Source organism: Ectothiorhodosinus mongolicus (assembly GCF_022406875.1).
Lineage (GTDB): Bacteria > Pseudomonadota > Gammaproteobacteria > Ectothiorhodospirales > Ectothiorhodospiraceae > Ectothiorhodospira > Ectothiorhodospira mongolica.
This window is the reverse complement of record NZ_CP023018.1, coordinates 1,504,648-1,528,543: the sequence shown is the minus strand read 5'-3', so window position 1 is coordinate 1,528,543 and position 23,896 is coordinate 1,504,648. Positions and strand designations below refer to the sequence as shown.

At 57.7% G+C, this 23,896-nt stretch carries 26 protein-coding genes; 4 read left to right on the top strand and 22 right to left on the bottom strand.

Features of this window, described 5'->3' with window-relative positions:
• Positions 1-4 precede the first annotated feature (4 nt).
• Positions 5-745: a LysR family transcriptional regulator gene (locus tag CKX93_RS07445; RefSeq protein ID WP_076756083.1), complete on the bottom strand. Its 741-nt coding sequence runs from the start codon at positions 743-745 to the stop codon at positions 5-7.
• Between the two features lie 73 nt (positions 746-818).
• Between CKX93_RS07445 and wrbA the strand changes: the two genes are divergently transcribed.
• On the top strand, positions 819-1,418 hold the full coding sequence (gene wrbA / locus CKX93_RS07440; RefSeq protein ID WP_076756082.1) for an NAD(P)H:quinone oxidoreductase: 600 nt from the start codon (positions 819-821) through the stop codon (positions 1,416-1,418).
• Between the two features lie 10 nt (positions 1,419-1,428).
• Here the strand turns inward: wrbA and CKX93_RS07435 are convergent, their stop codons facing one another.
• The 9 genes from CKX93_RS07435 to CKX93_RS07395 form a co-directional block, all read right to left on the bottom strand.
• Complete coding sequence (locus CKX93_RS07435; RefSeq protein WP_076756081.1) at positions 1,429-2,001, bottom strand: hypothetical protein; 573 nt, start codon at positions 1,999-2,001, stop codon at positions 1,429-1,431.
• Positions 2,002-2,034: 33 nt separating this feature from the next.
• On the bottom strand, positions 2,035-3,636 hold the full coding sequence (locus tag CKX93_RS07430; protein WP_076756080.1) for a peptide chain release factor 3: 1,602 nt from the start codon (positions 3,634-3,636) through the stop codon (positions 2,035-2,037).
• Between the two features lie 33 nt (positions 3,637-3,669).
• On the bottom strand, positions 3,670-4,128 hold the full coding sequence (locus CKX93_RS07425) for a DUF3106 domain-containing protein (RefSeq protein ID WP_076756079.1): 459 nt from the start codon (positions 4,126-4,128) through the stop codon (positions 3,670-3,672).
• The gene (locus CKX93_RS07420; RefSeq protein ID WP_076756078.1) at positions 4,128-4,508 is read right to left on the bottom strand and encodes a hypothetical protein; all 381 of its coding nucleotides are present in this window, start codon (positions 4,506-4,508) and stop codon (positions 4,128-4,130) included. The genes CKX93_RS07425 and CKX93_RS07420 overlap by 1 nt, the downstream gene beginning before the upstream one ends.
• The gene (locus CKX93_RS07415; protein ID WP_076756077.1) at positions 4,505-5,047 is read right to left on the bottom strand and encodes an RNA polymerase sigma factor; all 543 of its coding nucleotides are present in this window, start codon (positions 5,045-5,047) and stop codon (positions 4,505-4,507) included. Before CKX93_RS07415 ends, CKX93_RS07420 begins: the two co-directional genes overlap by 4 nt.
• The gene (locus CKX93_RS07410; protein ID WP_076756076.1) at positions 5,040-5,459 is read right to left on the bottom strand and encodes a hypothetical protein; all 420 of its coding nucleotides are present in this window, start codon (positions 5,457-5,459) and stop codon (positions 5,040-5,042) included. Before CKX93_RS07410 ends, CKX93_RS07415 begins: the two co-directional genes overlap by 8 nt.
• A 69-nt stretch (positions 5,460-5,528) precedes the next feature.
• Positions 5,529-5,993, bottom strand: a complete 465-nt coding sequence (gene rimI / locus CKX93_RS07405) for a ribosomal protein S18-alanine N-acetyltransferase (RefSeq protein WP_076756075.1) — start codon at positions 5,991-5,993, stop codon at positions 5,529-5,531.
• Positions 5,990-6,790 (bottom strand): uracil-DNA glycosylase, encoded by an 801-nt coding sequence (locus CKX93_RS07400; protein WP_234982846.1) that lies wholly within the window; start codon positions 6,788-6,790, stop codon positions 5,990-5,992. Before CKX93_RS07400 ends, rimI begins: the two co-directional genes overlap by 4 nt.
• Positions 6,783-8,333 carry a 2-isopropylmalate synthase gene (locus CKX93_RS07395; RefSeq protein WP_076756073.1) on the bottom strand — a complete coding sequence of 517 codons (1,551 nt, stop codon included), beginning with the start codon at positions 8,331-8,333 and terminating at the stop codon, positions 6,783-6,785. The genes CKX93_RS07400 and CKX93_RS07395 overlap by 8 nt, the downstream gene beginning before the upstream one ends.
• Before the next feature lie 276 nt (positions 8,334-8,609).
• Between CKX93_RS07395 and folD the strand changes: the two genes are divergently transcribed.
• On the top strand, positions 8,610-9,473 hold the full coding sequence (gene folD / locus CKX93_RS07390) for a bifunctional methylenetetrahydrofolate dehydrogenase/methenyltetrahydrofolate cyclohydrolase FolD (RefSeq protein ID WP_076756072.1): 864 nt from the start codon (positions 8,610-8,612) through the stop codon (positions 9,471-9,473).
• A gap of 16 nt (positions 9,474-9,489) precedes the next feature.
• On the opposite strand, the gene cysS is transcribed toward folD, so the two are convergent.
• Positions 9,490-10,884, bottom strand: coding sequence for a cysteine--tRNA ligase (gene cysS, locus CKX93_RS07385; protein ID WP_076756245.1), 1,395 nt, complete (start codon positions 10,882-10,884; stop codon positions 9,490-9,492).
• Between the two features lie 10 nt (positions 10,885-10,894).
• Positions 10,895-12,316 (bottom strand): glutamate--tRNA ligase, encoded by a 1,422-nt coding sequence (gene gltX / locus CKX93_RS07380; RefSeq protein WP_076756244.1) that lies wholly within the window; start codon positions 12,314-12,316, stop codon positions 10,895-10,897.
• 180 nt (positions 12,317-12,496) lie between these two features.
• On the opposite strand from gltX, the gene CKX93_RS07375 reads away from it, so the two are divergent.
• Both CKX93_RS07375 and CKX93_RS07370 read left to right on the top strand, forming a co-directional pair.
• Positions 12,497-13,006: a peptidylprolyl isomerase gene (locus CKX93_RS07375; protein WP_084178707.1), complete on the top strand. Its 510-nt coding sequence runs from the start codon at positions 12,497-12,499 to the stop codon at positions 13,004-13,006.
• A gap of 9 nt (positions 13,007-13,015) precedes the next feature.
• Positions 13,016-13,741 carry a UDP-2,3-diacylglucosamine diphosphatase gene (locus tag CKX93_RS07370; protein ID WP_076756070.1) on the top strand — a complete coding sequence of 242 codons (726 nt, stop codon included), beginning with the start codon at positions 13,016-13,018 and terminating at the stop codon, positions 13,739-13,741.
• On the opposite strand, the gene CKX93_RS07365 is transcribed toward CKX93_RS07370, so the two are convergent.
• The 10 genes from CKX93_RS07365 to rnr form a co-directional block, all read right to left on the bottom strand.
• Positions 13,738-14,883, bottom strand: coding sequence for a DUF4147 domain-containing protein (locus CKX93_RS07365; protein ID WP_076756069.1), 1,146 nt, complete (start codon positions 14,881-14,883; stop codon positions 13,738-13,740). The two genes, CKX93_RS07370 and CKX93_RS07365, sit on opposite strands and share 4 nt — an antisense overlap.
• Positions 14,873-16,066, bottom strand: a complete 1,194-nt coding sequence (locus CKX93_RS07360) for an O-succinylhomoserine sulfhydrylase (protein ID WP_420828603.1) — start codon at positions 16,064-16,066, stop codon at positions 14,873-14,875. The genes CKX93_RS07365 and CKX93_RS07360 overlap by 11 nt, the downstream gene beginning before the upstream one ends.
• Before the next feature lie 45 nt (positions 16,067-16,111).
• Positions 16,112-17,191, bottom strand: a complete 1,080-nt coding sequence (gene alr, locus CKX93_RS07355) for an alanine racemase (protein WP_076756068.1) — start codon at positions 17,189-17,191, stop codon at positions 16,112-16,114.
• Positions 17,188-18,585 carry a replicative DNA helicase gene (gene dnaB / locus CKX93_RS07350; RefSeq protein ID WP_076756067.1) on the bottom strand — a complete coding sequence of 466 codons (1,398 nt, stop codon included), beginning with the start codon at positions 18,583-18,585 and terminating at the stop codon, positions 17,188-17,190. Before dnaB ends, alr begins: the two co-directional genes overlap by 4 nt.
• Positions 18,586-18,636: 51 nt before the next feature.
• Positions 18,637-19,086, bottom strand: a complete 450-nt coding sequence (rplI, locus tag CKX93_RS07345) for a 50S ribosomal protein L9 (protein ID WP_076756066.1) — start codon at positions 19,084-19,086, stop codon at positions 18,637-18,639.
• A gap of 39 nt (positions 19,087-19,125) precedes the next feature.
• The gene (locus tag CKX93_RS07340; RefSeq protein WP_234982845.1) at positions 19,126-20,004 is read right to left on the bottom strand and encodes a YybS family protein; all 879 of its coding nucleotides are present in this window, start codon (positions 20,002-20,004) and stop codon (positions 19,126-19,128) included.
• A gap of 68 nt (positions 20,005-20,072) precedes the next feature.
• The gene (rpsR, locus tag CKX93_RS07335) at positions 20,073-20,297 is read right to left on the bottom strand and encodes a 30S ribosomal protein S18 (RefSeq protein ID WP_076756065.1); all 225 of its coding nucleotides are present in this window, start codon (positions 20,295-20,297) and stop codon (positions 20,073-20,075) included.
• A gap of 31 nt (positions 20,298-20,328) precedes the next feature.
• Positions 20,329-20,754 carry a 30S ribosomal protein S6 gene (gene rpsF / locus CKX93_RS07330; protein ID WP_076756241.1) on the bottom strand — a complete coding sequence of 142 codons (426 nt, stop codon included), beginning with the start codon at positions 20,752-20,754 and terminating at the stop codon, positions 20,329-20,331.
• A 111-nt stretch (positions 20,755-20,865) separates the two neighbouring features.
• A complete protein-coding gene (gene rlmB, locus CKX93_RS07325; RefSeq protein WP_200799834.1) occupies positions 20,866-21,609 on the bottom strand; it encodes a 23S rRNA (guanosine(2251)-2'-O)-methyltransferase RlmB in 744 nt (247 codons plus the stop codon).
• 4 nt (positions 21,610-21,613) lie between these two features.
• On the bottom strand, positions 21,614-23,848 hold the full coding sequence (rnr, locus tag CKX93_RS07320) for a ribonuclease R (protein ID WP_076756063.1): 2,235 nt from the start codon (positions 23,846-23,848) through the stop codon (positions 21,614-21,616).
• Between the last annotated feature and the right edge of the window lie 48 nt (positions 23,849-23,896).

Below are 23,896 nucleotides of genomic sequence, written 5' to 3'. Positions count from 1 at the left end.
AGTTTTATTCACCGAAGCGGGCGACCAAGAAGTCGATGAGCGCGCGCACCCGCGGCGGCAGCCAGCGGCGGTCAGCGTAGACAGCGTAGACGGTGTGGGTAGGCAGCTGCCAGTCGGTGAGGATGGGCTGCAATCGCCCGGAGTCTAGGGCAGCTTGGCACAGAAAGCGCGGCATGCGCACCACACCGATGCCCTCTTCGGCAGCAGCCACCAGAATTTCGCCATTGTCGGACTGAACGCTGCCGTATACCCGCACACTGACTTGTTCCTGACCCTGTTGAAACTGCCATTCATGGGCGCTGGCATCATTGCTGTACACCAGACAATCATGCTGCGCGAGGTCGCGCGGGTGCTTGGGGCTACCGTGAGCGCGAAGATAATCGGGAGAGGCACACAGCAGCATCTCGACGGACATCAATGGCCGCGCCACCAAGCTGGGCTGAAGCGAACTGGCGATGCGAATGGCCAAGTCATAGCCCTCTTCCACGAGATTGACCTGGCGATCATTGAGCACCACATCAAGCGTTACCTCGGGGTATTGGCGGCGAAACTCGGCTAAAGCCGGTGCCAAGTGGGTGATGCCAAAGCTCACCGGCGCACTCAGGCGCAGCCCACCGCTCACCCGTTGGGTATCGGCAGCGACATCCTGCTCGGCTTCCTGCAACAACTGCAGAATCTGCACAGCCTTAGGGTAAAAGGCGGCCCCCGCCTCGGTCAGCGACTGGCGCCGCGTGGTACGGTGCATCAGCCGAGTGCCCAAGGCACACTGCTTAATGTCAATTTTTTCTAATCCATCCTAAGGATAAGGAGCAACATCGATGAGCAAGGTATTGGTTCTGTATTACTCCATGTACGGTCACATAGAAACCATGGCCGAAGCTGTGGCAGAAGGCGCGCGCAGCGTCTCCGGAACTGAGGTTGATGTGCGCCGCGTTCCTGAACTGATGTCCGAAGAGGATGCCCGTGCCGCCGGCGCGAAGTTGGATCAGGTCGCACCCATTGCTCAGCCCGAAGATCTGGAGCACTACGATGCGATCATCTTTGGCGTGCCGACCCGCTTTGGCAACATGGCCTCACAGATGCGCAATTTCCTCGACCGCACCGGTGGTCTTTGGGCACAAGGCAAGCTGGTCGGTAAGGTCGGCAGCGTATTCACCTCCACCGGCACCGGCGGCGGCGCGGAGACCACCATCACCTCAACTTGGAACACTTTGGCGCATCACGGCATGGTGATCGTCGGCCTGCCCTACGCGATCCCCGAGCTGACCGACGTATCCGAAACTCGTGGTGGTGGCCCCTACGGTGCAGCGACTCTGGCAGGCCCGGATGGCAGCCGCCAGCCCAGCGAAAAAGAGCTCACCATCGCTCGATTCCAAGGCAGTCATGTGGCCGGTATTGCCGCGCGCATGGCGGGCTAACAAAAAAGGCTTAAAACGCCCAGATCAGGTACATCCCGATCATGCCCACCACCACCGCGGCGATAATGCCGCGCAGGGCCAGGGCGTCCATCAGTCTCTGTGTTCTGGCTTGGCGAAAGGATTCGCTGAGCCGGTAACGTAGAGCAAAGCTGCCGGCATACACCAACACGCCCGCAGCGGGAATCAATAAAACCGCCAAAAGCACCGCCCAGACCTGAAAGGGAAAACGGTCCTGAGCGATGAAATACAGATAATTCACCCAAGCGGCTATGACCATCGCTGGGATTGCGAGCAGCAGCGAGGCTGACTCGCGGTACAGAGGCATCTTCGCCTTCTTACCCGCATTGGGATCACGAGCCCACTTAACGCCGCCCTGCCCATCGGCATGCGGCGACCCATCTCGCTGGCCCTCAGCCAAAAACCCATCATACAAAGCGGCTGCTTCTTGAAGATAACGCGCCCGCGCCAGATTCTCATCATCACCGCATTCACTCAGGCAGCGCTGCCAAAGCTCCGGGTGGCGATTTTCCTCAAACTCCTTGGAAGCAAAAAACCAGGCTTCACGATTTTCGATTGGTTTCATCAGGTTCTCGATCGCATTCTTGTCACAAAATCTTCAAGCAGCCACGGCGATGCCATGCTCACGAGTGGCACTGAAGGTAATCTCAGGCCAGCGCTCCTGAGCCATTTGCAGATTAACCCGGGTCGGAGCGATGTACACTAAGTCGCCGCCATGATCGATGGACAGGTTAGCCGCCGCCTTCTCCCGAAACTCTTCCAGTTTGCGCTCATCAGCGCAACTCACCCAGCGAGCCGTCTGCACGTTCACCGTCTCAAAACTGGCATCGACGTTATATTCATGGCGCAGCCGGTGGGCCACCACATCAAACTGCAAAATACCCACGGCGCCGAGTATCAGGTCGTTGTTGGTCAGCGGTTTAAACAACTGCGTGGCGCCCTCCTCGCACAGCTGCTGCAAGCCCTTTTGCAGCTGCTTCATTTTCAGCGGGTCGCGCAACTGGGCGCGGCGAAACAGCTCCGGGGCAAAGTTCGGAATACCGGTAAACGCCAAAGCCTCGCCTTCGGTAAATGTGTCGCCAATGCGAATTGTGCCGTGATTGTGCAGCCCAATGATGTCGCCGGGATAAGCTTCTTCGGCATGCTCACGCTCTGAGGCCATAAAGGTCAGGGCATCCGCAATGCGCACATCTCTAGCGATGCGTACATGCCGCAGTTTGGCTCCCTTGCGGAAGGTGCCCGAGCAAATGCGCATAAAGGCGATACGATCCCGGTGCTGCGGATCCATATTCGCCTGAATCTTAAATACGAAGCCCGAAAATGATTCTTCTGCAGGCAATATCTCGCGACTTTGCGTCGCGCGCGAGCGAGGCGCGGGCGCGTACACCACAAAATCATCCAGCAATTCCTGAATACCGAAATTGTTGATGGCCGAGCCGAAAAACACCGGTGTTTGCTGTCCAGCCAAATAGGCCTCGGCATCAAAGCTATGGGAGGCGCCCATCACCAGCTCGAGTTCTTCGCGCAGCTCAGCGGCCTGGGTACCCAAGACTTCATCCAACCGAGGATTATCCAATCCCTGAATGATCTCGCCCTGCTGCACCTTGCCGCCATGGGTGGGGCTAAACAGATGCACCGCATCACGAGCCAAGTGATAGACCCCTTTAAATCGTTTACCCATACCAATAGGCCAGGTCACCGGCGCACAAGCGATACCCAGCACGCGCTCGACTTCATCGAGCAGATCAATGGGCTCGCGACCCTCACGATCGAGCTTGTTAATAAAGGTCATGATGGGCGTATCGCGCAGCCGGCAGACCTCCATCAGCTTGATGGTGCGCTCCTCCACGCCTTTGGCCACATCGATCACCATCAACGCCGAGTCCACCGCAGTCAGCGTCCGGTAGGTATCCTCTGAGAAGTCTTGGTGACCAGGAGTATCCAGCAGATTAACGATGCAGTCCTTGTAAGGAAACTGCATCACCGAGGAGGTCACGGATATACCGCGTTCTTTTTCCAGCTCCATCCAGTCAGAAGTGGCATGTCGCGCCGCCTTGCGGCCTTTAACCGTTCCGGCCAACTGGATAGCACCGCCGTACAGCAGAAGTTTTTCGGTGACCGTGGTCTTCCCAGCATCAGGATGCGAGATGATCGCAAAGGTGCGGCGACGGGCGGTCTCTGTGGCGTGCTTGGATGGCATTAATTGGGGCGCTAGGCAAGTAAAAGCCGCACATTATAGGCCTTCGCCCCGCCGCTGACCACGTCGCCCCTCATGACCTGATTGCATGCGCTCTTGCCATTCGCGGCGCAGACGCTGTTGTTCTTCCGGCGGCAGGGATTCAAAGCGCTGCCAGCGCTCGCGCACAGCCTCGCGCGCCTCTGGACTGAGGGTTTCATAGTGTCGGGCACGCTCGCGCAGACGACCGCGCTCCTCGGGCGGCATTTGCGCGAAACGTTCCATGCGCGCCATCAAGCGTGAGCGCTGCTGCTCGTCCATCTCGGGCCATTGGTTTGCGGCCTCCACCAGCCGCTGCCGCTGCCCGGGGCGCAAACCTTCCCAGTGCCCGGCCATCGGCGCCAGCACCTGTTGCTGTTCAGGGCTGAGTTCACCCCAGGAGTTGACCTGCGCTGCCAGCGGCTGAGCCAGCATCAGCAATGCCAAAGTGGTCACGGTGATTGCTCTCAAATTCATCAGATTCCCTGCGTTGCCCAAAAGACAAAAGCCACATCATCAGCCACAGACAGCCAGTCAGCCTCATCACCCGCCAGCAGCCACTCGACCTCAGCGCCATCTACTGCTAGCGCCGGCAGACCCTCTGGTCCCAGGCCATTGCCCACATCCCAGATCAACACCACGGCCAACATGACAGAAGCCGCTAAAGCTACGGCGCCCATGGGCCGCCACAGCGGCAAACGCCAGCGTGATGGTGCTTTCCCCGAGCCATGGACAGCAGCTTGGCGGGCCTGCTGCAAGCGCTGCTGTTCAGCCAGGCTCAGACCGGGCAGCACATCCAGCGTTTCGCGCATCCGCGCCAGCAAGGCCGAATCGATTGTCTTGTCTTGCGGATTCATTGATGTGCCTCCAAGCGCTCGCGCAGCACCGCCATCGCCCGCGATAAGTGGGTTTTGACGCTGCCCTCGCTGATACCGAGTGCTGCAGCGGTTTCTGAAGTATCCAAACCTTCCCAATGGCGCAGTAAAAACGCCTGCTGCTGGCGCAGTGGTAGAGCTTGTAGAGCACGCTGCAAATCTGCTGAAAAACGCGCGTCACTTAGCGCCCCATCCGGCTGAGGTGAGTGCTCATCAGCCAGCCCGGCAAGCGGGTCGGGATCTTCCTCACCATCCCTTGCCGGAAAAAAAGCCATAATCCGCTGACGCACGCGGCGCCGACGATAGGTATCGCGAATCACGTTTTGCAGGATTTTCCAAAACAACGGCGGCCAAGCATCGGGTTGATACTGTCGGTACGAACCCAGTAAACGCACCATGGTGTCTTGCACCAAATCCAGCGCTGTTTCACGGTCACCCACTGCCATTGCCGCCATCGTCACTGCCCTCCCCTGGACCTGGAGGAAAAACCCCTCCAGGTCCGCCGAGGAACTATCATTCACCCTGCTGTCGCCACCACTCAACGCATTCACCCGGAGTCCTATTCATCATCTGCTCCCGCATGCGCTGCCGCTCAGAGGGATTCATGCGCATCATACGCTGACGCTGAGTCCGCATCTCCTGACGCCAAGCATCACGCTCGGCCTCACTCATCTGTTCCAGTGCAGGGCAGTAATCTTTGCGCATGGAACGCCGCTCATCGCGCATTCGTTGGCGATCTTCGCGCTCAATGCGCCGATTTTCCCGCATCTGCGCCCGCTCTTCTAGGGTCAGACCCGGCTCATTGCGCGGCATACCGCGGTCTTGTGCCAAAGCACTCATCGGCAAACTGACGCCCATGGCCAAAATCACCAGACCGGCTGCACCCGTTAATAACCAGCGACGTCGCGTGTATGGTTTCTTTGTATCACTCATGACAATGCTCCCTGATGGAATGAACTAACCTTCATAGAGCAATACGTCACAGCACGTCTTTGGTTGACATCACAGACTCAAAGCCATGACCAAGGCATCTTCACGCCCTTTGGCATCGGGGTAATAGCGCTTGCGAATGCCAATCTCATTAAAGCCCTCGGAGTGATACAAAGAAAGGGCTTGCGTATTGGAGGGCCGCACTTCCAAAAACAGCATCTCCACCGCTCGCTCACGCGCGACGTCCAATAAGCAGCGCAGCAAATAGCGGCCATGGCCTTGGCCTTGATAATCGGGAGACACACTGATATTCAACAAATGACACTCACCAGCGGCCATCGACATTACGGCATAGCCGCGGAGCATGCCCTCCAAAGACTCGAGGACCCAACAGGAATAGCCGACGCGCAAACAATCGCGAAAAATACCCTCGGTCCAAGGATAAGGATAGGCCCGCACTTCCACATCCATAATGCGTGGCACGTCATCCAGCTGCATGCGCCGCAGCTGCAGCCCGGGCGCGGTCAGCGCGCTCATGCATGGCCTCCCGCTCCAGCAGTTAAACGTGCATGCACGCCACGAGCCAGACACAGGTCATCCCAGGCATGGCGCTTGTCAGCCGGACGCTGCAGCAAATATGCGGGGTGATAAGTGACAATTAATGGAATGCCCTGATAACTCAGCACCTGACCGCGCAGACTGGCCAGCGTTGCCTCAGTATCCAGTAGGTTCTGCGCTGCCACACGCCCCAAAGCCACCAACACCTTGGGCTTGATCGCCGCGATTTGCCGATCCAGATAAGCTCGGCACCGAGCGGCCTCTTCCGGCAAAGGATCGCGGTTTTTCGGTGGTCGACATTTGACCATCGTCGCGAGGTAGACATTCTGCTCACGGCTGATACCCAAGGCCGCTAGCATACGATCCAGCAACTGCCCGGAACGACCCAAGAAAGCCTCACCCTGCTGATCCTCATCAGCCCCGGGCGCCTCACCGATAAACATCCAAGTGGCATGAGGATCGCCCGCACCAAAGACCGTCTGCGTGCGTGAACCCGCCAATTCAGGGCAGCGCTGACAGGCGGCCACTTCCCGCATCAAGCTCTGCCAGTCATCCTGGGGTGACTCGACAGCGGGCAATGCCTTGGCGACCGGCACGAGCGCCGATCCCACCGGCGGCGCCGGTTGCGACACCGGGATGGGTGTCACCGCCGGCTCCGGCACCGCGGCCGCCGCAGCCTCCGGCTGCGCCGCCCTCGGCACCCATACATCAATACCCATCGCCCGCAGCGCCCGCTGGCGCTGCTGCGGGGTCATCGATGCCCGAGTCTCAGACATCTCCACGCTGCGGATGAGCACGCCGGTCTGGACCGACGAAACGGTTTAATGCATTGAGATAAGCCTTAGCTGAGGCAATGACGATATCTGTATCTGCTCCTTGGCCATTCACAATGCGCCCGGCTTTTTCCAAACGCACCGTGACCTCGCCCTGCGCATCGGTGCCGCTGGTGATGTTATTCACCGAGTAGAGCAATAGGCGCGTACCACTATCGACCACGGTTTCAATGGCGCAGAAAGCCGCATCGACAGGACCGCCACCTTCGGCCTCACCCTGACGCTCCTCACCCTCGACATTCAAAGTCACGCGGGCATAGGGCGTTTCACCGGTCTCAGAGGCGACATGCAGATAAACCAGCTTCAGGGATTCCTGCTCCATCGCCATGGAGGCCTCGGTGACCAATGCCTGCAAATCTTCATCGAAAATCTCGTGCTTTTTATCGGCCAAGTCTTTAAAGCGCGCAAATGCCTCATTCAGTTCTTCTTCTGAGTCAAACTCGATGGCCAACTCTTTTAAACGGGTGCGGAACGCATTACGGCCTGAGTGTTTGCCCAAAACGATGCGATTATCCGACCAGCCCACATCTTGGGCGCGCATGATCTCGTAGGTATCGCGGTGTTTGAGCACCCCATCTTGATGAATCCCCGACTCATGGGCAAAGGCATTAGCACCGACTATGGCTTTATTCGGCTGCACCGGGAACCCGGTGATGGTCGAAACCAATCGCGAACACGGCAAAATCTGCGTGGTATCCAAATCAGTGTCACAAGGAAACACGTCTTGGCGCGTGCGCACAGCCATGACGATTTCTTCTAAAGCGGCATTGCCGGCGCGCTCGCCCAAGCCATTGATGGTGCACTCTACCTGACGCGCACCTTGCAACACTGCCGCGAGCGAGTTGGCCACCGCCAATCCCAAATCGTTATGACAGTGCACAGAAAACACAGCTTTATCGGAGTTAGGAATACGCTCCAGCAAGTTCTTCATCAGCTCACCGAACTGCTGAGGAATGTTGTAACCCACCGTATCGGGGATATTGATGGTGGTCGCTCCCGCATCGATGACTGCTTCAATCACCCGACACAGAAAATCCAGCTCGGAGCGGCCCGCATCTTCCGGCGAGAACTCGACATTGTCGGTATAGCGGCGCGCCCAGCCCACGGCTTTAACAGCCTGTTCCACCACTTCATCCGCTGTCATTTTCAGCTTGTACTGCATGTGGATGGGCGAGGTGGCCAAAAAGGTGTGAATACGCCCGGATTTGGCTGGCTTAATGGCCTCACCGGCGCGTTCGATATCGCCCTCTTTGGCGCGCGCCAGACCACAGACAGTACTGTCTTGAACCGCCTGCGCCACCGCTTTAACCGATTCAAAATCACCGGGACTGGCGGCTGGAAAACCCGCCTCGATGACATCCACACGCATCTTTTCCAGTCCCTTAGCGATGCGCAGTTTTTCCTCACGCGTCATCGATGCGCCGGGACTTTGCTCGCCGTCGCGCAGCGTGGTGTCAAAAATAATCAGTTTGTCTTTGCCTGCCATGGATTCCAACTCCGCATTCGATGCGCAATTCTACACGCCACTGGCCCGTGGGCGCAGCGTTTGAGATGTTAAGGGGTGCGTATCGCCTCGCCAGGCACAAAGAATAGCCGCTAGCGCGGCAGTCGCAGCAGCGCAGACAGGCACAGCGTGGCGGAAGGAATTGTCATAGTCAGGAATGTAGCAAAGCCGCGTCCGCAATGCAAAATCCCCAAGAACATTGGACGCCGCGCACATTCAATGGGAAAATCCCGCTTTCCTTGAGGTTTTGGAATCTACATGCCCGCTCAGCTGATCGATGGCCGCGCCATCGCGCAAACCGTTCAAGAAGAAGTGCGTGTCACTGTCGCTAAGCGCGTAGCTGCGGGCCACCGCGCACCGGGGCTCGCGGTGGTGCTGGTGGGGCAAGACCCTGCCTCGGAAATCTATGTGCGCAATAAGCGCCGCAGCTGTGAAGCTGTGGGTATGACCTCGCGTTCCATCGACTTACCCGCTGATACCGAAGCGGGACAGCTGCTGGACATCGTCGATGAACTCAATGCCGATGACACCATCGACGGCATCTTGGTGCAACTGCCCTTGCCTAAAGCGATCGATGCAGAGCGCATCATCGAACGCATCGATCCAGCCAAGGATGTGGATGGTTTCCATCCCTACAACATGGGTCGTTTGGCCCTGCGCTTACCGCGGCTACGACCATGCACCCCTTATGGCGTGCTACGCCTTCTCGAGCATACCGGCGAGATCTATAAAGGCCGTCACGCCGTGGTGGTGGGCGCCTCTAATATCGTTGGCCGGCCCATGGCCCTTGAGCTGGTGCTGGCCGGTGCCACCGTGACAATATGCCACCGCTTCACCGCCGATACCGCCAAGCACGTTGCGCGTGCTGATATTTTAGTGGCGGCCGTGGGCAAACCCAATCTCATTGACGGCGCTTGGGTCAAACCCGGCGCCACCGTGATTGATGTGGGTATCAACCGCCTCGCCGATGGATCTTTGGCCGGCGATATCAGCTTTGCCTCCGCAGCTGAGCGCGCTGCCTGGATCACCCCAGTGCCCGGCGGCGTCGGTCCAATGACCGTGGCCATGCTCTTGAAAAACACCTTACAGGCCTGCGCATGGACCGACTCTGCGCAAGGCTAACGCCACTTCAAAAAGTCTAAATGTCGCGCCGCCAAGTAGTGCCTTGCGGACCATCCTCAAGTACCACGCCCTGCGCCTTAAGCTCATCGCGAATCTGATCGGCGCGGGCAAAATCGCGGTTTTGACGCGCCGCCAAACGCTCGGCAATCAGTGCTTCGATCTGCTCATCGCTAGGCCCTTGGTCAGCGCCGCTACCGCCGCGCAAAAAGGCCTGTGGATCATCGCCCAGCAACCCTAAAATACTGCCTAGATCGCGCAACTCCGAAGCCGCCCCAGCCGCCGCAACAGCCTCGCCGGCATCTCGTAAACGGTTGACTTCCCTAGTCAGGTCAAACAATACCGCCAACGCCTCGGGGGTGTTGAAATCATCATCCATTGCCGCGCTAAAGCGCTGGCGCCAGCCGCCATCAACCGCTGCCGATGCATGCTCGGGCAAATCACGAAGCGCCGTATACAAGCGGGTGAGCGCCTGACGTGCGGCATGTAAAGCCTGATCGTCGTAATTCAGCGGGCTGCGGTAATGACTGGCGAGTATGAAGTAGCGGATTTCTTCGGGGCGATAGTGCGCCAAGACTTCGCGAATGGTGAAAAAATTGCCCAAGGATTTGGACATCTTCTCTTCATTGATGCGCACAAAGCCGTTGTGCATCCAGACATTCACAAAATGTGAGCAGCTCGCCGCCTCACTTTGCGCAATCTCGTTCTCATGATGCGGGAATTGCAGATCCTGCCCCCCGCCATGAATATCAAAATGCTCACCTAAATAGCACATCGACATCGCTGAGCACTCGATATGCCAGCCCGGCCGGCCCGGGCCCCAAGGCGATTCCCAAAAAGGCTCACCTGGCTTGGCCGACTTCCACAGCACAAAATCCAAGGGATCACGCTTGGCTTCATCGGGCGCCACGCGCTCCCCAGCGCGCAAATCTTCAACGCGCTTACCCGAGAGCTGCCCATAAGTAGGAAATTGAGAGACGCTGTAATAGACATCCCCATTGTTGCCCAAATAGGCATGACCGCTACTGATGAGCTTAGTGATGAGATCGATAATTTCTTGTACATGCTGCGTGGCGCGCGGCTCCATCGTCGGGCGCAATACACCCAAAGCATCGGCGTCTTCATGCATACGCGCAATCACGCGCTCGGTCAGCTGTTCGATGGTCTCGCCGTTTTCTGAGGCGCGGCGAATGATCTTGTCATCGATGTCGGTAATGTTACGCACGTAGGTCACCTCCAAGCCGCTGGCCTGGAGATAGCGATAAACCATGTCGAACACCACCAAAACGCGCGCATGACCCAGATGACAGTCGTCATAAACCGTCATGCCACAGACATACATACGCACTTTGCCCGGTTCTATGGGAGTGAACGGCTCTTTTTTCCGGCTTAGCGTATTGTGTATGTGCAACATGGTCTGCGGATCATTGAGAGGAAAAGGCGGCGATGACAGCGGCATGCTCAAGACGCGCACGACATGCAGCAGGTCCCAGCAATGTCCAAATGCGGTGCATCTCTGGGCCAAACATTACACCGCTCAAAGCCAGACGCAGCGGCTGAAACAAAGCTTTACCCCGCGCCCCACTGCGCTCGCCCACCGCTTGCGCAAAAGCCTTAAAGTCGTCGGGCGCGGAGTCCAACACCTGCAACGCCTGCTGGAAAAAATCAGCCCCCGCAGCGCGCAATAAGGCCTGGCCATCGGCATCAAACTCCGGCAAGCCCTTCAATAAACGCTGCGCCCAAGCCCGAAGATCGGCAGGGAATTGCACGTTATCGCGCACCGCTGCCACCAGCTGCTGCGCCTGCTCTGCCGACACATCCTGATCGTCCAACCACCCCAGTAACACGGCATCATCGGCATGATTCACCGCCAGACGCTGCCAATGATCCAGCTGCGTCGGGTCATGACGCGCCGGCGCCCTTCCTAAGCGCGCCACATCAAAATCGCCAATCAAATCATCTAATGGCAATAAATCATCGCGCTCATAAACATGCCCCAGTCGCGCCAAGTGATTCAAAATCGCAATGGGCAAATAACCCTGCTCGCGCAGTGCCCGAAGACTCAACGCGCCAGCACGCTTAGACAAGGGGCCACCATCACTGCCCAAAATTAGCGAGATATGCGCATAGCTGGGCGTTGGCAACCCCAGCGCCTCAAGCAACATCAGTTGTCTGGGGGTGTTGGTGAGGTGATCCTCGCCGCGCAACACATGGGTCACCCCCATCAAAGCATCATCAATGGCATTACTGAAAAAGAACGCGGGAGTGCCGTCTGAGCGACGAATCACAAAATCACCAATGTCCTCAGAGCGATAAACTTGTTCGCCGCGCACCAAATCGGTAAACCGCACTTCTTTACCGGGCGGCACACGAAACCGCAAGGTGGGTTCAATACCCTGATCCCGTCGGCGCTGCACCTCATCGCTGGATAAATGTGCACAAGTGCCGGCATAGCGCGGCGGTTGGCCAGATGTCAGTTGGGCTTTGCGCGAGAGTTTTAGAGCTTGAGCGGAACAAAAACAAGGATAGGCCAAGCCCTTAGCCTCGAGCTCATCATAAAACCGCTGATAAATCTCAGCGCGCTCAGACTGCAAATAAGGGCCCTGCGCACCGCCGATTCCCGGGCCCTCTTGCCAGTCCAGACCCAGCCAATGCAGATCTTCGTATAAGGCCTCAGTAAACGCCTGTTCGCTGCGCTCGGCATCGGTATCTTCGACGCGCAACAAAAAATGCCCGCCATGACGCCAAGCCATCAGCGCGCTGAACAACGCGGTACGGAGATTGCCCAGATGTAACCATCCGGTGGGACTGGGCGCGAAGCGGCTCTTAGCAGGTAGCGATGACATGGCGCGACAGTTTAGCCGAAGCACGGCATCAGTGACCAATAGACTTTTGGCAAATCGACATCCTACCGCTATGATGGTCCCCCCAATCACTTTCATTCACGGGCAAGGGCCATGACATCAACGCTTCGATACGCTGCCGCCATGATCGCGCTTCTGTCCATCAGCATAGGGAATTCGACAATGGCAGATACCAATCCTCAGGTCACACTGGATACCAATAAAGGCAGTATCGTTATCGAGCTGTATGCCGATAAAGCCCCCATCAGCGTTGAGAACTTCCTCAGTTATGCCCGCGATGGCTTTTATGCCGGCACGATTTTTCATCGCGTGATCCCAGGCTTTATGGTGCAAGGAGGCGGTTTCACCGAGGACATGAACCAAAAGCCCACGCGTGAGGCGATTCGTAATGAAGCCAACAATGGCTTGTCTAACGAAGTGGGCACCCTGGCCATGGCGCGCACGCCCAATCCGCACTCAGCCACCGCGCAGTTCTTTATCAATGTCGCCCACAATCGCTTTTTGGACTTCAGTGCCGAAACTGCTCAAGGCTGGGGCTATGCGGTATTTGGTCGCGTCGTCGAGGGTATGTCCGTAGTGGAAAGCATTGTCGAAGTACCCACCGGCAGCCATGGCATGCACCAAGACGTTCCGCGTGAGGCCATCGTGATCAACAGCGTCACCGTGAACTGATCGCCTTAATTGAGCACTCAGCTTTTTATTGCTGATCTGCATTTGGAGGCAGCCCGAACGGCTGCCTCCGATCATTTTCTGACCTTCTTAGATGGCCCGGCACGTCAAGCCGATGCGCTGTATATCCTCGGGGATCTGTTTGAATATTGGGTCGGTGATGATGACCCAGCGGCGTTTTTTGACCCGGCCATCAAACGCCTCAAGGCCCTAGCGGCCGATGGTCTGAAGATCGCTTTTTGTCACGGCAACCGTGACTTTCTCGTCGGTCCGGCTTTGGCTGAGCGTATGCGAGCCGAGCTCTTAGGCGATGAAACCCTGATCGAACATCAAGGCCAGCGCGTATTATTAATGCACGGCGATACCCTATGCACCGATGACACGGACTATCAAAAGCTGCGTCATCAGCTACATAGCCCGCAGTGGCAACAGGCCTTTCTCAGCCTGCCGCTGACCCAGCGCCACGAACAAGCTCGGGCCCTACGCGCCCAAAGCCAAGAAGCCCAAGTGAGCAAGGCCAGCGACATTATTGATGTCAATGATACGGCCGTGACCGAGGCGATACAGCGCCACCGCGCCAATGTGTTAATCCACGGCCATACGCATCGTCCCGCCCGTCATGAACTGAGCATCGATGGTCGAGAGGTGACTCGCTGGGTTTTGCCGGATTGGTTCTCAGGTGGAGGTTATCTGCGCGCCGATGAACATGGCCTAACACTGATTGACGGCGTCCACTAGCCTTTTAAAGCCAGCACCACATCCATGACGTTGGTACCCGTGGGCCCGGTATCCACCAAGTCTCCACTGGCCCGTAAAAAGCGATAAGAATCCGCCGCCGCCAAAGCCTTTTGGGCGTCCCCACCTAATTCCATGCCGCGCTCGAGCGTTCCTGCATCGACCATGCCCCCAGCCACACTGGTATTACCGTCACTGCCGTCGGTGCCAGCGGCCAGCAGCGTGATTGATGCATCTCCCTGCAAGGCAATAGCCGCCGCCAGCGCCAAATGCTGATTGCGCCCGCCCAAGCCGGGGTGCTGAGGTAAGCACACATGGGTTTCACCACCCCAAATATGCAGCCCTGCTGGAGCTATTTTCATTTCCTCGACAATCGCTTTGGCCTGCAGCACGGCATCACCGGCCAGCGCTTGCGGATGCACGTGCACCGATAAGCCCTGAGCCTGACCGGCTGCCGCCGCAGCTTGTTGCGCGCTAAGGTTATTGCCCACAATCTGTAGCTGCACCCGGGCGCTGGCGGCCAGCAAGCCCGAGCCAATCACCGCCGGATCATCACCGGGCACATCCGAAAGCAACAACACCCGCGCGCGACGCTCCCCCAAATAATGATTCAAGCCGCCGCCTTTAATGCGCGAGATGGCTTTGCGCTGGGCATTCATCGCCGCGATATCCAGCCCACCGGCTAACAGGCTTTGGTTCAGATTTTGCAGCTCCCGCAAAGACACACCATCGGCCAAGACCTCCACCAAGCTTGAGGCTCCCCCACTGATGAGAAACAGCAGGGGCTCATCGACCGGGGTCTCGGCGATAAACCGCAATAAGGCCTCGCCCGCTTCTAGGCTTCGCGCCCCGGGAACCGGATGATCAGAGTCGAGGCACACAAAGCGCGCAGTGGCCCCCAAGCGCTCATCCCCATAACCCTCACGGGTCATCAACAAGCCCCGCGACAGGCGGCTACCCAATAGCTCTTGCGCACCGCGAGCCATGGCGGCTGCGGCCTTACCGATGGCCACTACATGCCCGGGAGAATCTGCACCCTGCAGCGCCTCATGCACCAAAGACTGCCCATGAACGGCTTTTAATGCGGCTGCAAAACACGCCAGCAGCTGCGCTCTAGGCCCTTGGGGCGAGGCTTTATCCGGCATTCAGCCCGCGCGCCAGATCCGCTTGGATATCACCGATGTCCTCCAAACCCACGGCGATACGCAGTAGGCCCTCACGAATGCCCTGAGCCTCACGCTGCTCGGGCTTAAGACGCCCATGGGTGGTGGTCGCTGGATGGGTGATGGTGGTTTTCATATCACCCAAATTAGCAGTGATCGAGAGCATGCGCGTGCTATCCACCACTTTCCAGGCGGCCTCGCGCCCCCCATGCACCTCAAACGCCACGATCCCGCCAAAGCCACTTTGCTGGCGAGCCGCCAATGCATGTTGGGGATGCGATGCCAAGCCGGGATAATGTACGGCCTTAACCATGGGCAAAGACTCCAACCAACTGGCCAGCTGCATCGCTGCCTCGCTGTGGGCGCGCATGCGCAATGCTAGAGTCTCTAAACCTTTGAGAAACACCCAAGCATTAAACGGCGCCATCGTCGGTCCAGCGGTGCGCAAAAAGCCAAACACTTCCTTACCCACGCGCTCGGCATCACCCACTACAGCACCACCCACACAGCGGCCCTGCCCATCCAAATACTTGGTGGCCGAGTGAATAATAATATCGGCGCCCAGAGCCAGCGGCTGTTGTAAGGCCGGCGTACAAAAACAATTATCCACCACCAATAAACAGCCCTTGCTGTGGGCCAAATCAGCCAAGGCAGCGATGTCCACCACTTCAGTCAGCGGATTGGAGGGCGTCTCGACATAGAGCATGCGGGTATTGGGTTTAAACCCTGCCTCCCAGGCCGCCAAGTCAGTCAGCGGCACAAAGTCCACCTCCATACCACAGCGGGTCAGATAGTTCTCAAACAACCCCGTGGTCGAGCCAAAAATCGATGACGAAGACAGAATATGATCGCCACAGCGCAGCAGGCTCAGGCAAGTCGCCAAAATCGCCGACATGCCCGAGGCTGTGGCCACACAAGCCTCACCGCCCTCTAAGGCGGCCAAGCGATCCTGAAACGTGCGTGTCGTAGGGTTAGTGAAACGCGCGTAAATATTGCCTGGCTGTTCCCCCGAAAAGCGCGCCGCCGCCTCGGCTGCGGAGTTAAAAACAAAGCTTGAGGTGGTGAAAATCGGCTCTGCATGTTCCTGTTCCGCGCTGCGATGATGACCGCTGCGAATGGCGCGGGTCGAAAAACCGTAATTGTCGAATGAATCATCCTGCATCATGACTGCCCTGGGCTGAAAAACTAAGAGACTGGAGGAGTAGCCACTTCACTGGGTCTTGATCTGCACCCGATCAGCCACCCCACACAATAAATCATAACTGATGGTGCCCGCGGCGTGGGCAATCTCTTCCACGGGCAGCCCCTCACCCCAGAGCGTGACCTCATCACCCAGCCCTGCTGCCGGGACATCGGTGACATCCACACAAATCAAATCCATGGAGACCCGTCCCATCAACGGCAACCGCTGGCCGTGCAGCAAAACCGGCGTACCAGGCGGCGCATGGCGCGGGTAACCATCGGCGTAGCCAATCGCCACTACAGCAATGCGCGAGGGCCTGTGCAAAGTAGTGATGCTGCCATAACCTACCGCCGCCCCCTGCTCCCGATCCTCGATACTGATAATCGGAGCCTTAAGCGTCATCACAGGCTTTAAGTCCCATTCAGCGCCGCTCTGAGCGCGCAGCGGCGAGGCGCCATAAAGCATGATGCCGGGACGCACCCAGTTCAGATGCGTCTCGGGCTGGGTCAATAACGCCCCCGAATTGGCCATACTCAAAGACACTGGCAAAGGCGCAGTAGCGTCCATAAAACGCTGCAGCTGCTGAGCGTTCTCGGGCCGCTGTGGCTCATCAGCACAAGCAAAATGACTCATCACCACAGGCGCCTCAGCACAACGACCGCTGGCATTAAGACGTTCACACACCGCCGCTATCTCTTGGGGCGCAAACCCCAAACGCGTCATACCGGAATCCATCTTCACCCACAGCGGCAGGCGTGCCCGCATCGGCAAGGATTCAAGCGTCTCGAGTTGGGACAGATGGTGGATGACTGGGCTCAGCCCCAAAGCAAAGGCCTGCTGCCAATGTTCGCGGGTTTGGCAACCGTGAAGCACCACTATCGGTTTATCGTGACCGGCGGCGCGCAGAACTTCTGCCTCTTCTATATGCGAGACGGCAAAAGCATCCACGGCGGTGGCCAATACCTCGGCCACTCTCAGCATGCCATGACCATAGCCTTCTGCTTTGATCACTGCCAGTAAGCCACTGGCCGGCGCGTGACGTCGCACCACCTGGGTGTTATGCAGCAAAGCCTCCAGGCGCAAGTGCGCGCTGGCTGCTCGCCTCATGAGAAGCCCTCGCTGCCGTAGATCTCAGGCGCATAGCTTTCAAAGCGCGTGTACTGTCCCAGAAAGGTCAGGCGCACCATGCCGATGGGGCCATTACGCTGCTTAGCAATAATGAGTTCCGCCGTGCCCTTGTCGGGGCTGTCTGAGTTATAGACCTCATCGCGGTAGATGAACACAATCAAATCGGCGTCCTGCTCGATAGCGCCAGACTCGCGCAGATCCGACATTACGGGGCGCTTATTGGGGCGCTGCTCAAGGCTGCGATTGAGCTGAGACAAAGCAATAATCGGCACTTTAAGCTCTTTGGCCAAGGCCTTAAGTGAACGCGAAATCTCCGAGATCTCAGTGGCACGGTTTTCTGAGGTACCTTTAATCTGCATCAGCTGCAGATAGTCCACCACAATCAGCGAGAGCTGCTGGTGTTCGCGCATCAGCCGTCGCGCCCGGGTACGCAGGTCGCCCGGAGACAAAGCTGGGCTGTCATCGATAAATAATTGCGCCTCATTGAGCATGGACACGGCGCTGGTGAAGCGCGGCCAATCATCATCCTCGAGGCGCCCGGTACGCAGTCGCTGTTGGTTAATGCGTCCCAAAGAAGACACCAAACGCAAGGCCAGTTGCTCGCCGGGCATTTCCATACTGAAAACAGCAACCGGATGCTGCTGTTTCAGGGCGGCATACTCCGCCATGTTGACCGCCAGCGAGGTCTTACCCATCGAGGGACGACCGGCGACGATCACCAAATCACCCGGCTGCAGGCCGGAGGTCATCTCGTCAAAGTCGTCATAGCCAGTAGGCAGTCCGGTAATGGGACTATCGCGCTCGGTGAGCATTTCGACATGACTGACGGTGGACTGTAACAGCGAGCGCATATTGCGAAACCCTTGGCGCGAGCGCTCGCTTTGTTCGGCAATTTTAAAGACGCGCTGTTCAGCGGCATCCAGCAGCTCGTCGACCGGTCGGCCTTCGCTGTTAAAGCCACTGCTGGCAATATCCGTACCTACTGCGATCAATTGGCGCAGCACCGAGCGCTCGCGCACGATATCGGCATAGGCAACGATATTGGCGGCACTCGGGGTGTCACGGGCCAGCAAGCCCAAATAAGCCAAGCCACCCGCCTTATCCAGCTCACCCCAAGCCTCAAGCCGCTCGGAGACGGTCACTAAGTCCATGGGCGAGTTGCGCTCGGCCAGTTCCTCTAGCGCACGAAAAATCAGGCGATGGTCGAAGCGGTAAAAATCCACTTCCGAGACACGGTCGGAGACTTTATCCCAGGCCTGATTGTCGAGCATCAGACCACCCAGAACGGCTTGCTCCGCCTCAATTGAATGAGGCGGAATCTTTAACTGCGCCGTTGCCGACTCGCGCGCAATGGCAGGCTCCAACTCAGCCATGCTCAACCTCCCATCCAAGGAACCCGTTGCTGCGGCTCCGGGGGCCGAATCTTACTCCTCGGCAGTGATAGTCACTTTCAGCGTTGCCTTCACGTCCGTATGCAGTTGCAGCGCAATCTCAAATTCGCCCGCCATGCGCAAAGGGCCATCAGGCATGCGAACTTCGCGTTTCTCCAAGTCCAAACCAGCTGCCTGAGCTGCCTCAGCCACATCCCCAGGACCGATAGACCCAAACAGTTTGCCTTCACCACCCACCAGCGCGGTGATACTGATGCTGGCCGCCTCAAACTTATCGCGGCGCGCTTCAGCCGTGGCCAAAGACTCGGCTGCCATTTTTTCCAGCTCCGCCCGGCGCGCTTCAAATTCAGCGATATTGGCTTCGGTGGCGAACTTGGCTTTGCCCTTAGGGAGCAGGAAGTTACGCGCATAACCCGAACGTACGCGCACTTTGTCACCCAAGTTACCCAAATTTTCTACTTTTTCCAGCAGTATGACTTCCATTGAACCTATCCTCGACAAAAAATCACAAAAGTCGTCCGCTTAAACCGAATCTGAACGATCCAGACGACCACGTAAATCAATCACGGTATCCAGCATACCGACAGTAGCCAGCACAATCATCATCTGCGGCAGCGCCAAAGCCATCACGACATAAGCCCCAACCAACCAAAAGCGGCTCAGCCCCAGTAGCGTATTGACCGCATGCAGCACCGCCAGTCCATGCAGAAAAAATCCCACCAGCAAAACCAAAGCCAATTCAAAAAACAGCGTGACCTCAGCCAGCCAAGCCAACAGCAATAAAGCCACCAACAAACCCGCCGCCGCTTTACTCAGCCGCAGCGCTTTAAATTCCGCGCCAAAACCGCCCGGATTATAAAGCAGCGCCTGCCAGTAGCGAGACAGCAAAAGCGCTAGCACAAAGCTCAAGACACTGATGGCTGCCACCATCCCAGTCATCAGGCTGGCGACTTGCTGAAAAGCCAATTCACGCTCGGCAGCGGGCATACCCGTCTGCTGGAAAATCTGTCCCACTGACTGCTCGAGCACCCGAATCCAAAAACCACTCAGATCAGGCACCAGCAAATACGTTAAAAGCACCACGCCAGTGCCGAGTGCCATACCAATATGCAACACCCAATCCCAGGAGGAAGAGCGGCGCAATATCTCAGCAAATAACAGCATGGGCGCCCACTGAATGACGGCAGTCAGAATACCCAGCGGCAAAGGCAATCCCGCCACAGCCACCATGCCAGTGATCACCGCGGCAGCGATCACGGCCACTATGAGTGCCTGTTGCCATCCGGCGCGCAGGCCTACCAAGCCCACGGCCGCACTGCTGACCAATGCCAATGGCGGCAGCAGCAAGCCCACCACGCCCAAACCGGTCGTGGCGGTCACCGCCCGCAGGCGGCCCTGCATAATAAATGAGGCCAGTGCCCGCATCGAAAAAAAAAAAGGCGCCCGCAACAGCGTTGCGGGCAAGCCGATTAATGATTATCCGAGAAGGGCAACAAGGCCAGATAGCGAGCCCGCTTGATCGCTGCTGCCAACTGACGTTGGTAGCGAGCGCTGGTGCCGGTGATACGGCTGGGCACGATCTTGCCGGTTTCAGTGATGTAATTTTTCAGGGTGTTCAGATCTTTATAGTCAATCTGTTCCACACCTTCGGCAGTGAAACGGCAGTATTTACGGCGACGGAAAAAACGTGACATGGTCAGTCCTCTATGCGGTTAACGGTGCGGATTATTCGGCAGCAGCGGCGCGGCTAGGGCGCTCATCTGACTCATCCGAATCATCATCACCATCGTCATCATCATTGTATGAAGAGCTGCTGCTGCGCTCTTCATCCTCACGGCCACGCGCCAAAGGCGAGACTTCCGTGAAGGCCTTATCCATCTTCATGACCATGTGACGAATGACGGCATCGTTGAACCGGAATGCGCTAACCAACTCGGCCAAAGCGGCCTCAGGGCATTCGATGTTCATCAGCACATAATGAGCTTTGTGCAGCTTTTGAATGGGGTAAGCCAACTGCCGACGACCCCAGTCTTCCAGGCGGTGCACTTCACCCTCGGCACCTTCGATAATGCCGCGGTAGCGCTCCATCATCGCAGGGACTTGCTCACTCTGATCCGGGTGGACCAGAAAGACGATTTCATAATGACGCATGTTGTTTCCTTTCGGGTAACAGCCTCCCGGACCATCCGGTGAGGCAAGGAAGAGACGGCCTTCGCCGCCATAAAAGCCGCACATGATAACCCGCGGCGCGGGCTCAAGCAATCAAGATGCGCGCTGGCGCAGGGCCTCGTAAAGACACACGCCGGCAGCCACCGAGACATTGAGACTCTCGACACTGCCCCGCATCGGCAAACGCACCAGCATATCGCAGCGCTCAGCGGTCAAGCGGCGCATGCCCTGGCCTTCAGCGCCCATCACCAAAGCCACGGGCTGACGCAGATCCATGGCGTACAGATCCTGATCGGCGGTATCACTGGTGCCGACAATCCACAGCCCCTGATCCTTGAGGGCATCTAAGGTGCGCGCCAGGTTGGTGACTGCCACCAAGGGCAAATGCTCAGCGGCTCCGGAAGCCACTTTGCGCACTACCGGCGTCAGGCCAACAGCGCGATCACGTGGGATTACCACCGCAGTGGCCCCGGCGGCATCAGCGGTGCGCAAACAAGCGCCCAAATTATGCGGATCGGTCACTCCATCCAAGACAAGCAACAGCACTTTGTCGCCCGCAGCGCTCACCAGATCCGCCAAGTCCGATTCATTGGCCAACGGCGCTGGACGCACCCGCGCCACCACCCCCTGATGGTTGGCACCCGCGACCAGATCATCCAATTGTTGGCGGGAACGCCCTGTCATAGCCAGACCCTGACGGCGCGCCAACGCCAAGACCTGCTGCTGGCGCTGATCATCGCGGCCCTTAAGCACAAAAAGCTCGAGCACGCGCTCAGGAGAACGTTCCAAAATGGCCTGCACCGCATGCAACCCAAAGATCATTTCACGGGCCGACACCGAACTATCTCCTACGGCGTTTACGACGTTTTCCGGAAGGGGCTTTGGCCTCAGGTTCAGGCTCATCCGGTACAAAGTCGATCTTGCGATCATCCAAATTTACCCGGGCCACCTTGACCCGCAGAGTGTCGCCCACATGAAAACGTCGGCCGCTGCGCTCACCGCGCAGACACTGCGCCATGGGGTCATAGTGATAGTAATCGCGCGACAAACTGGTGACGTGCACCAGCCCTTCGACATAAATCTCACTCAACTCAACAAACAAGCCAAACGAGGTGACGGTTTTGACAATCCCTTCGAATACCTCACCCACCCGATCTTGCATGTACTCGCACTTAAGCCAAGCCTCGACATCCCATGAAGCCTCATCCGCGCGCCGCTCTGACATGGAGCAATGCTCGCCCAAGGAGGCCATATCGATGCCCGTGTAGCGAAACTGCCCGGGTTTATTTCCTGAGAGCACATGGCGAATACCGCGATGCACCAAAAGATCGGGATAGCGGCGAATCGGTGAGGTGAAATGCAGATAGTCCTCATGCGCCAAACCAAAGTGCCCCAAAAGCTCAGGGCTGTAGACTGCCTGCGACAGGGAACGCAGCAGCGCGGTTTGTACTAAATGCGCATCTGGACGCTCACGCACCGACTCCAACAACCGCGCAAAATCCTGCGGCTCGGGCTCATCACCGCCGCCCAGCGATAAACCCATAGCCCCCAGGTACTGGCGCAGGTCCGCCAACTTCTCAGCGCGCGGCCCTTCATGCACGCGATACAGGGTTGGCATGCGGTGCTTTTTCAAAAACCGTGCAGCCGCCACATTGGCAGCGATCATGCACTCCTCAATGATCTTATGTGCCTCATTGCGCTCATAGGCCACAATGCGCTCGATCTTGCGGTCGGCGCCAAAAATGATCTTGGTTTCGGTGGTTTCAAAATCGATAGTGCCGCGCTGATCCCGAGCCTTACGCAGCAGTTTGTAGACCGCATACAGGTGCTCCAGATGCGGCAGTAAAGCCTCATGCTCGCGAATCACATCCGCGCGTCTGTCGATCAGCATTTGCGCGACCTTGGTATAGGTCATGCGCGCCTGCGAGCGCATCACGGCCTCATGAAAACTGAAATCCCGGATCTGCCCCTGAGCATTGATCTGCAAGCAGCACGCCAGACACAGGCGATCCACATGAGGGTTTAAAGAACACAGGCCGTTTGAGAGCACCTCGGGCAACATCGGTATCACTCGCTCCGGGAAATATACCGAAGTGCCGCGCACCCGCGCCTCTTGATCCAAAGCATCATCCGGACGCACATAGTGAGAGACATCCGCGATGGCTACCCAAAGTCGGTAGCTGCCGCGACCCGCCGGTTCACAATACACCGCGTCATCAAAGTCCCGTGAATCCTCGCCGTCAATGGTGATTAACGGCAGTTCCCGCAAATCCTCACGACCCTGGATCGCCTCTTGGGGAATATCAACACCAAACGCGTCCGCTGATTCGAGCACGGCTTCAGGCCATTCAAACGGCAGACCATGAGCGCGTACGGCGATATCGATCTCCATACCCGGCGCCATGTGCTCGCCCAAGATCTCAATAATCTCGCCAATGGCGCCGCTGCGCTTGGAGGGCTGTTGTTTGATACGCGCTACCACGATCTGCCCGGATTGCGCGCCATTCAGGCCATCGGCCGGCACCAACACATCCTGCGGCAGGCGTTTATTATCGGGCACCACAAAGCCAATACCGCCCTCTAAATGCAGACGCCCCACGACCTGTTGGGTGTTGCGCTCAAGCACCTCAATCACCGAGCCCTCGCGCCGGCCGCGACGATCAACGCCCACGACCCTGGCGACCGCGCGATCCCCATGCATCAGGGTGCGCATTTGTCTGGGCGAAAGAAACAAGTCATCACCGCCCTCATCCGGCACCAAAAAGCCAAAGCCATCGGCATGACCGATGATGCGGCCGCGCACCAAATCCGATTGATTCACCGGCAACCAACCGCCCGCGCGATTGCAGACAATCTGACCGTCGCGCTCCATGGCACGTACTCGCCGCCGCAGCGCCTCTAGGTCAATATCGGAGGCGAGTTGCAGGGTGTCAGCAAGTCTTTCAAAGATGATGGGGCCGTCACTATCAGCCAGCACCTGGAGAATCAATTCGCGACTGGGGATGGGGCGTTCGTATTTACTGGCCTCACGTTCAAAGTTGGGATCTTTGAGGCCGGCGGATTTGCTTTTTGGCATAACTTTTTCTGGCTTTCCTAAACGGTTTGAGAGTTGACAACCCTCAGG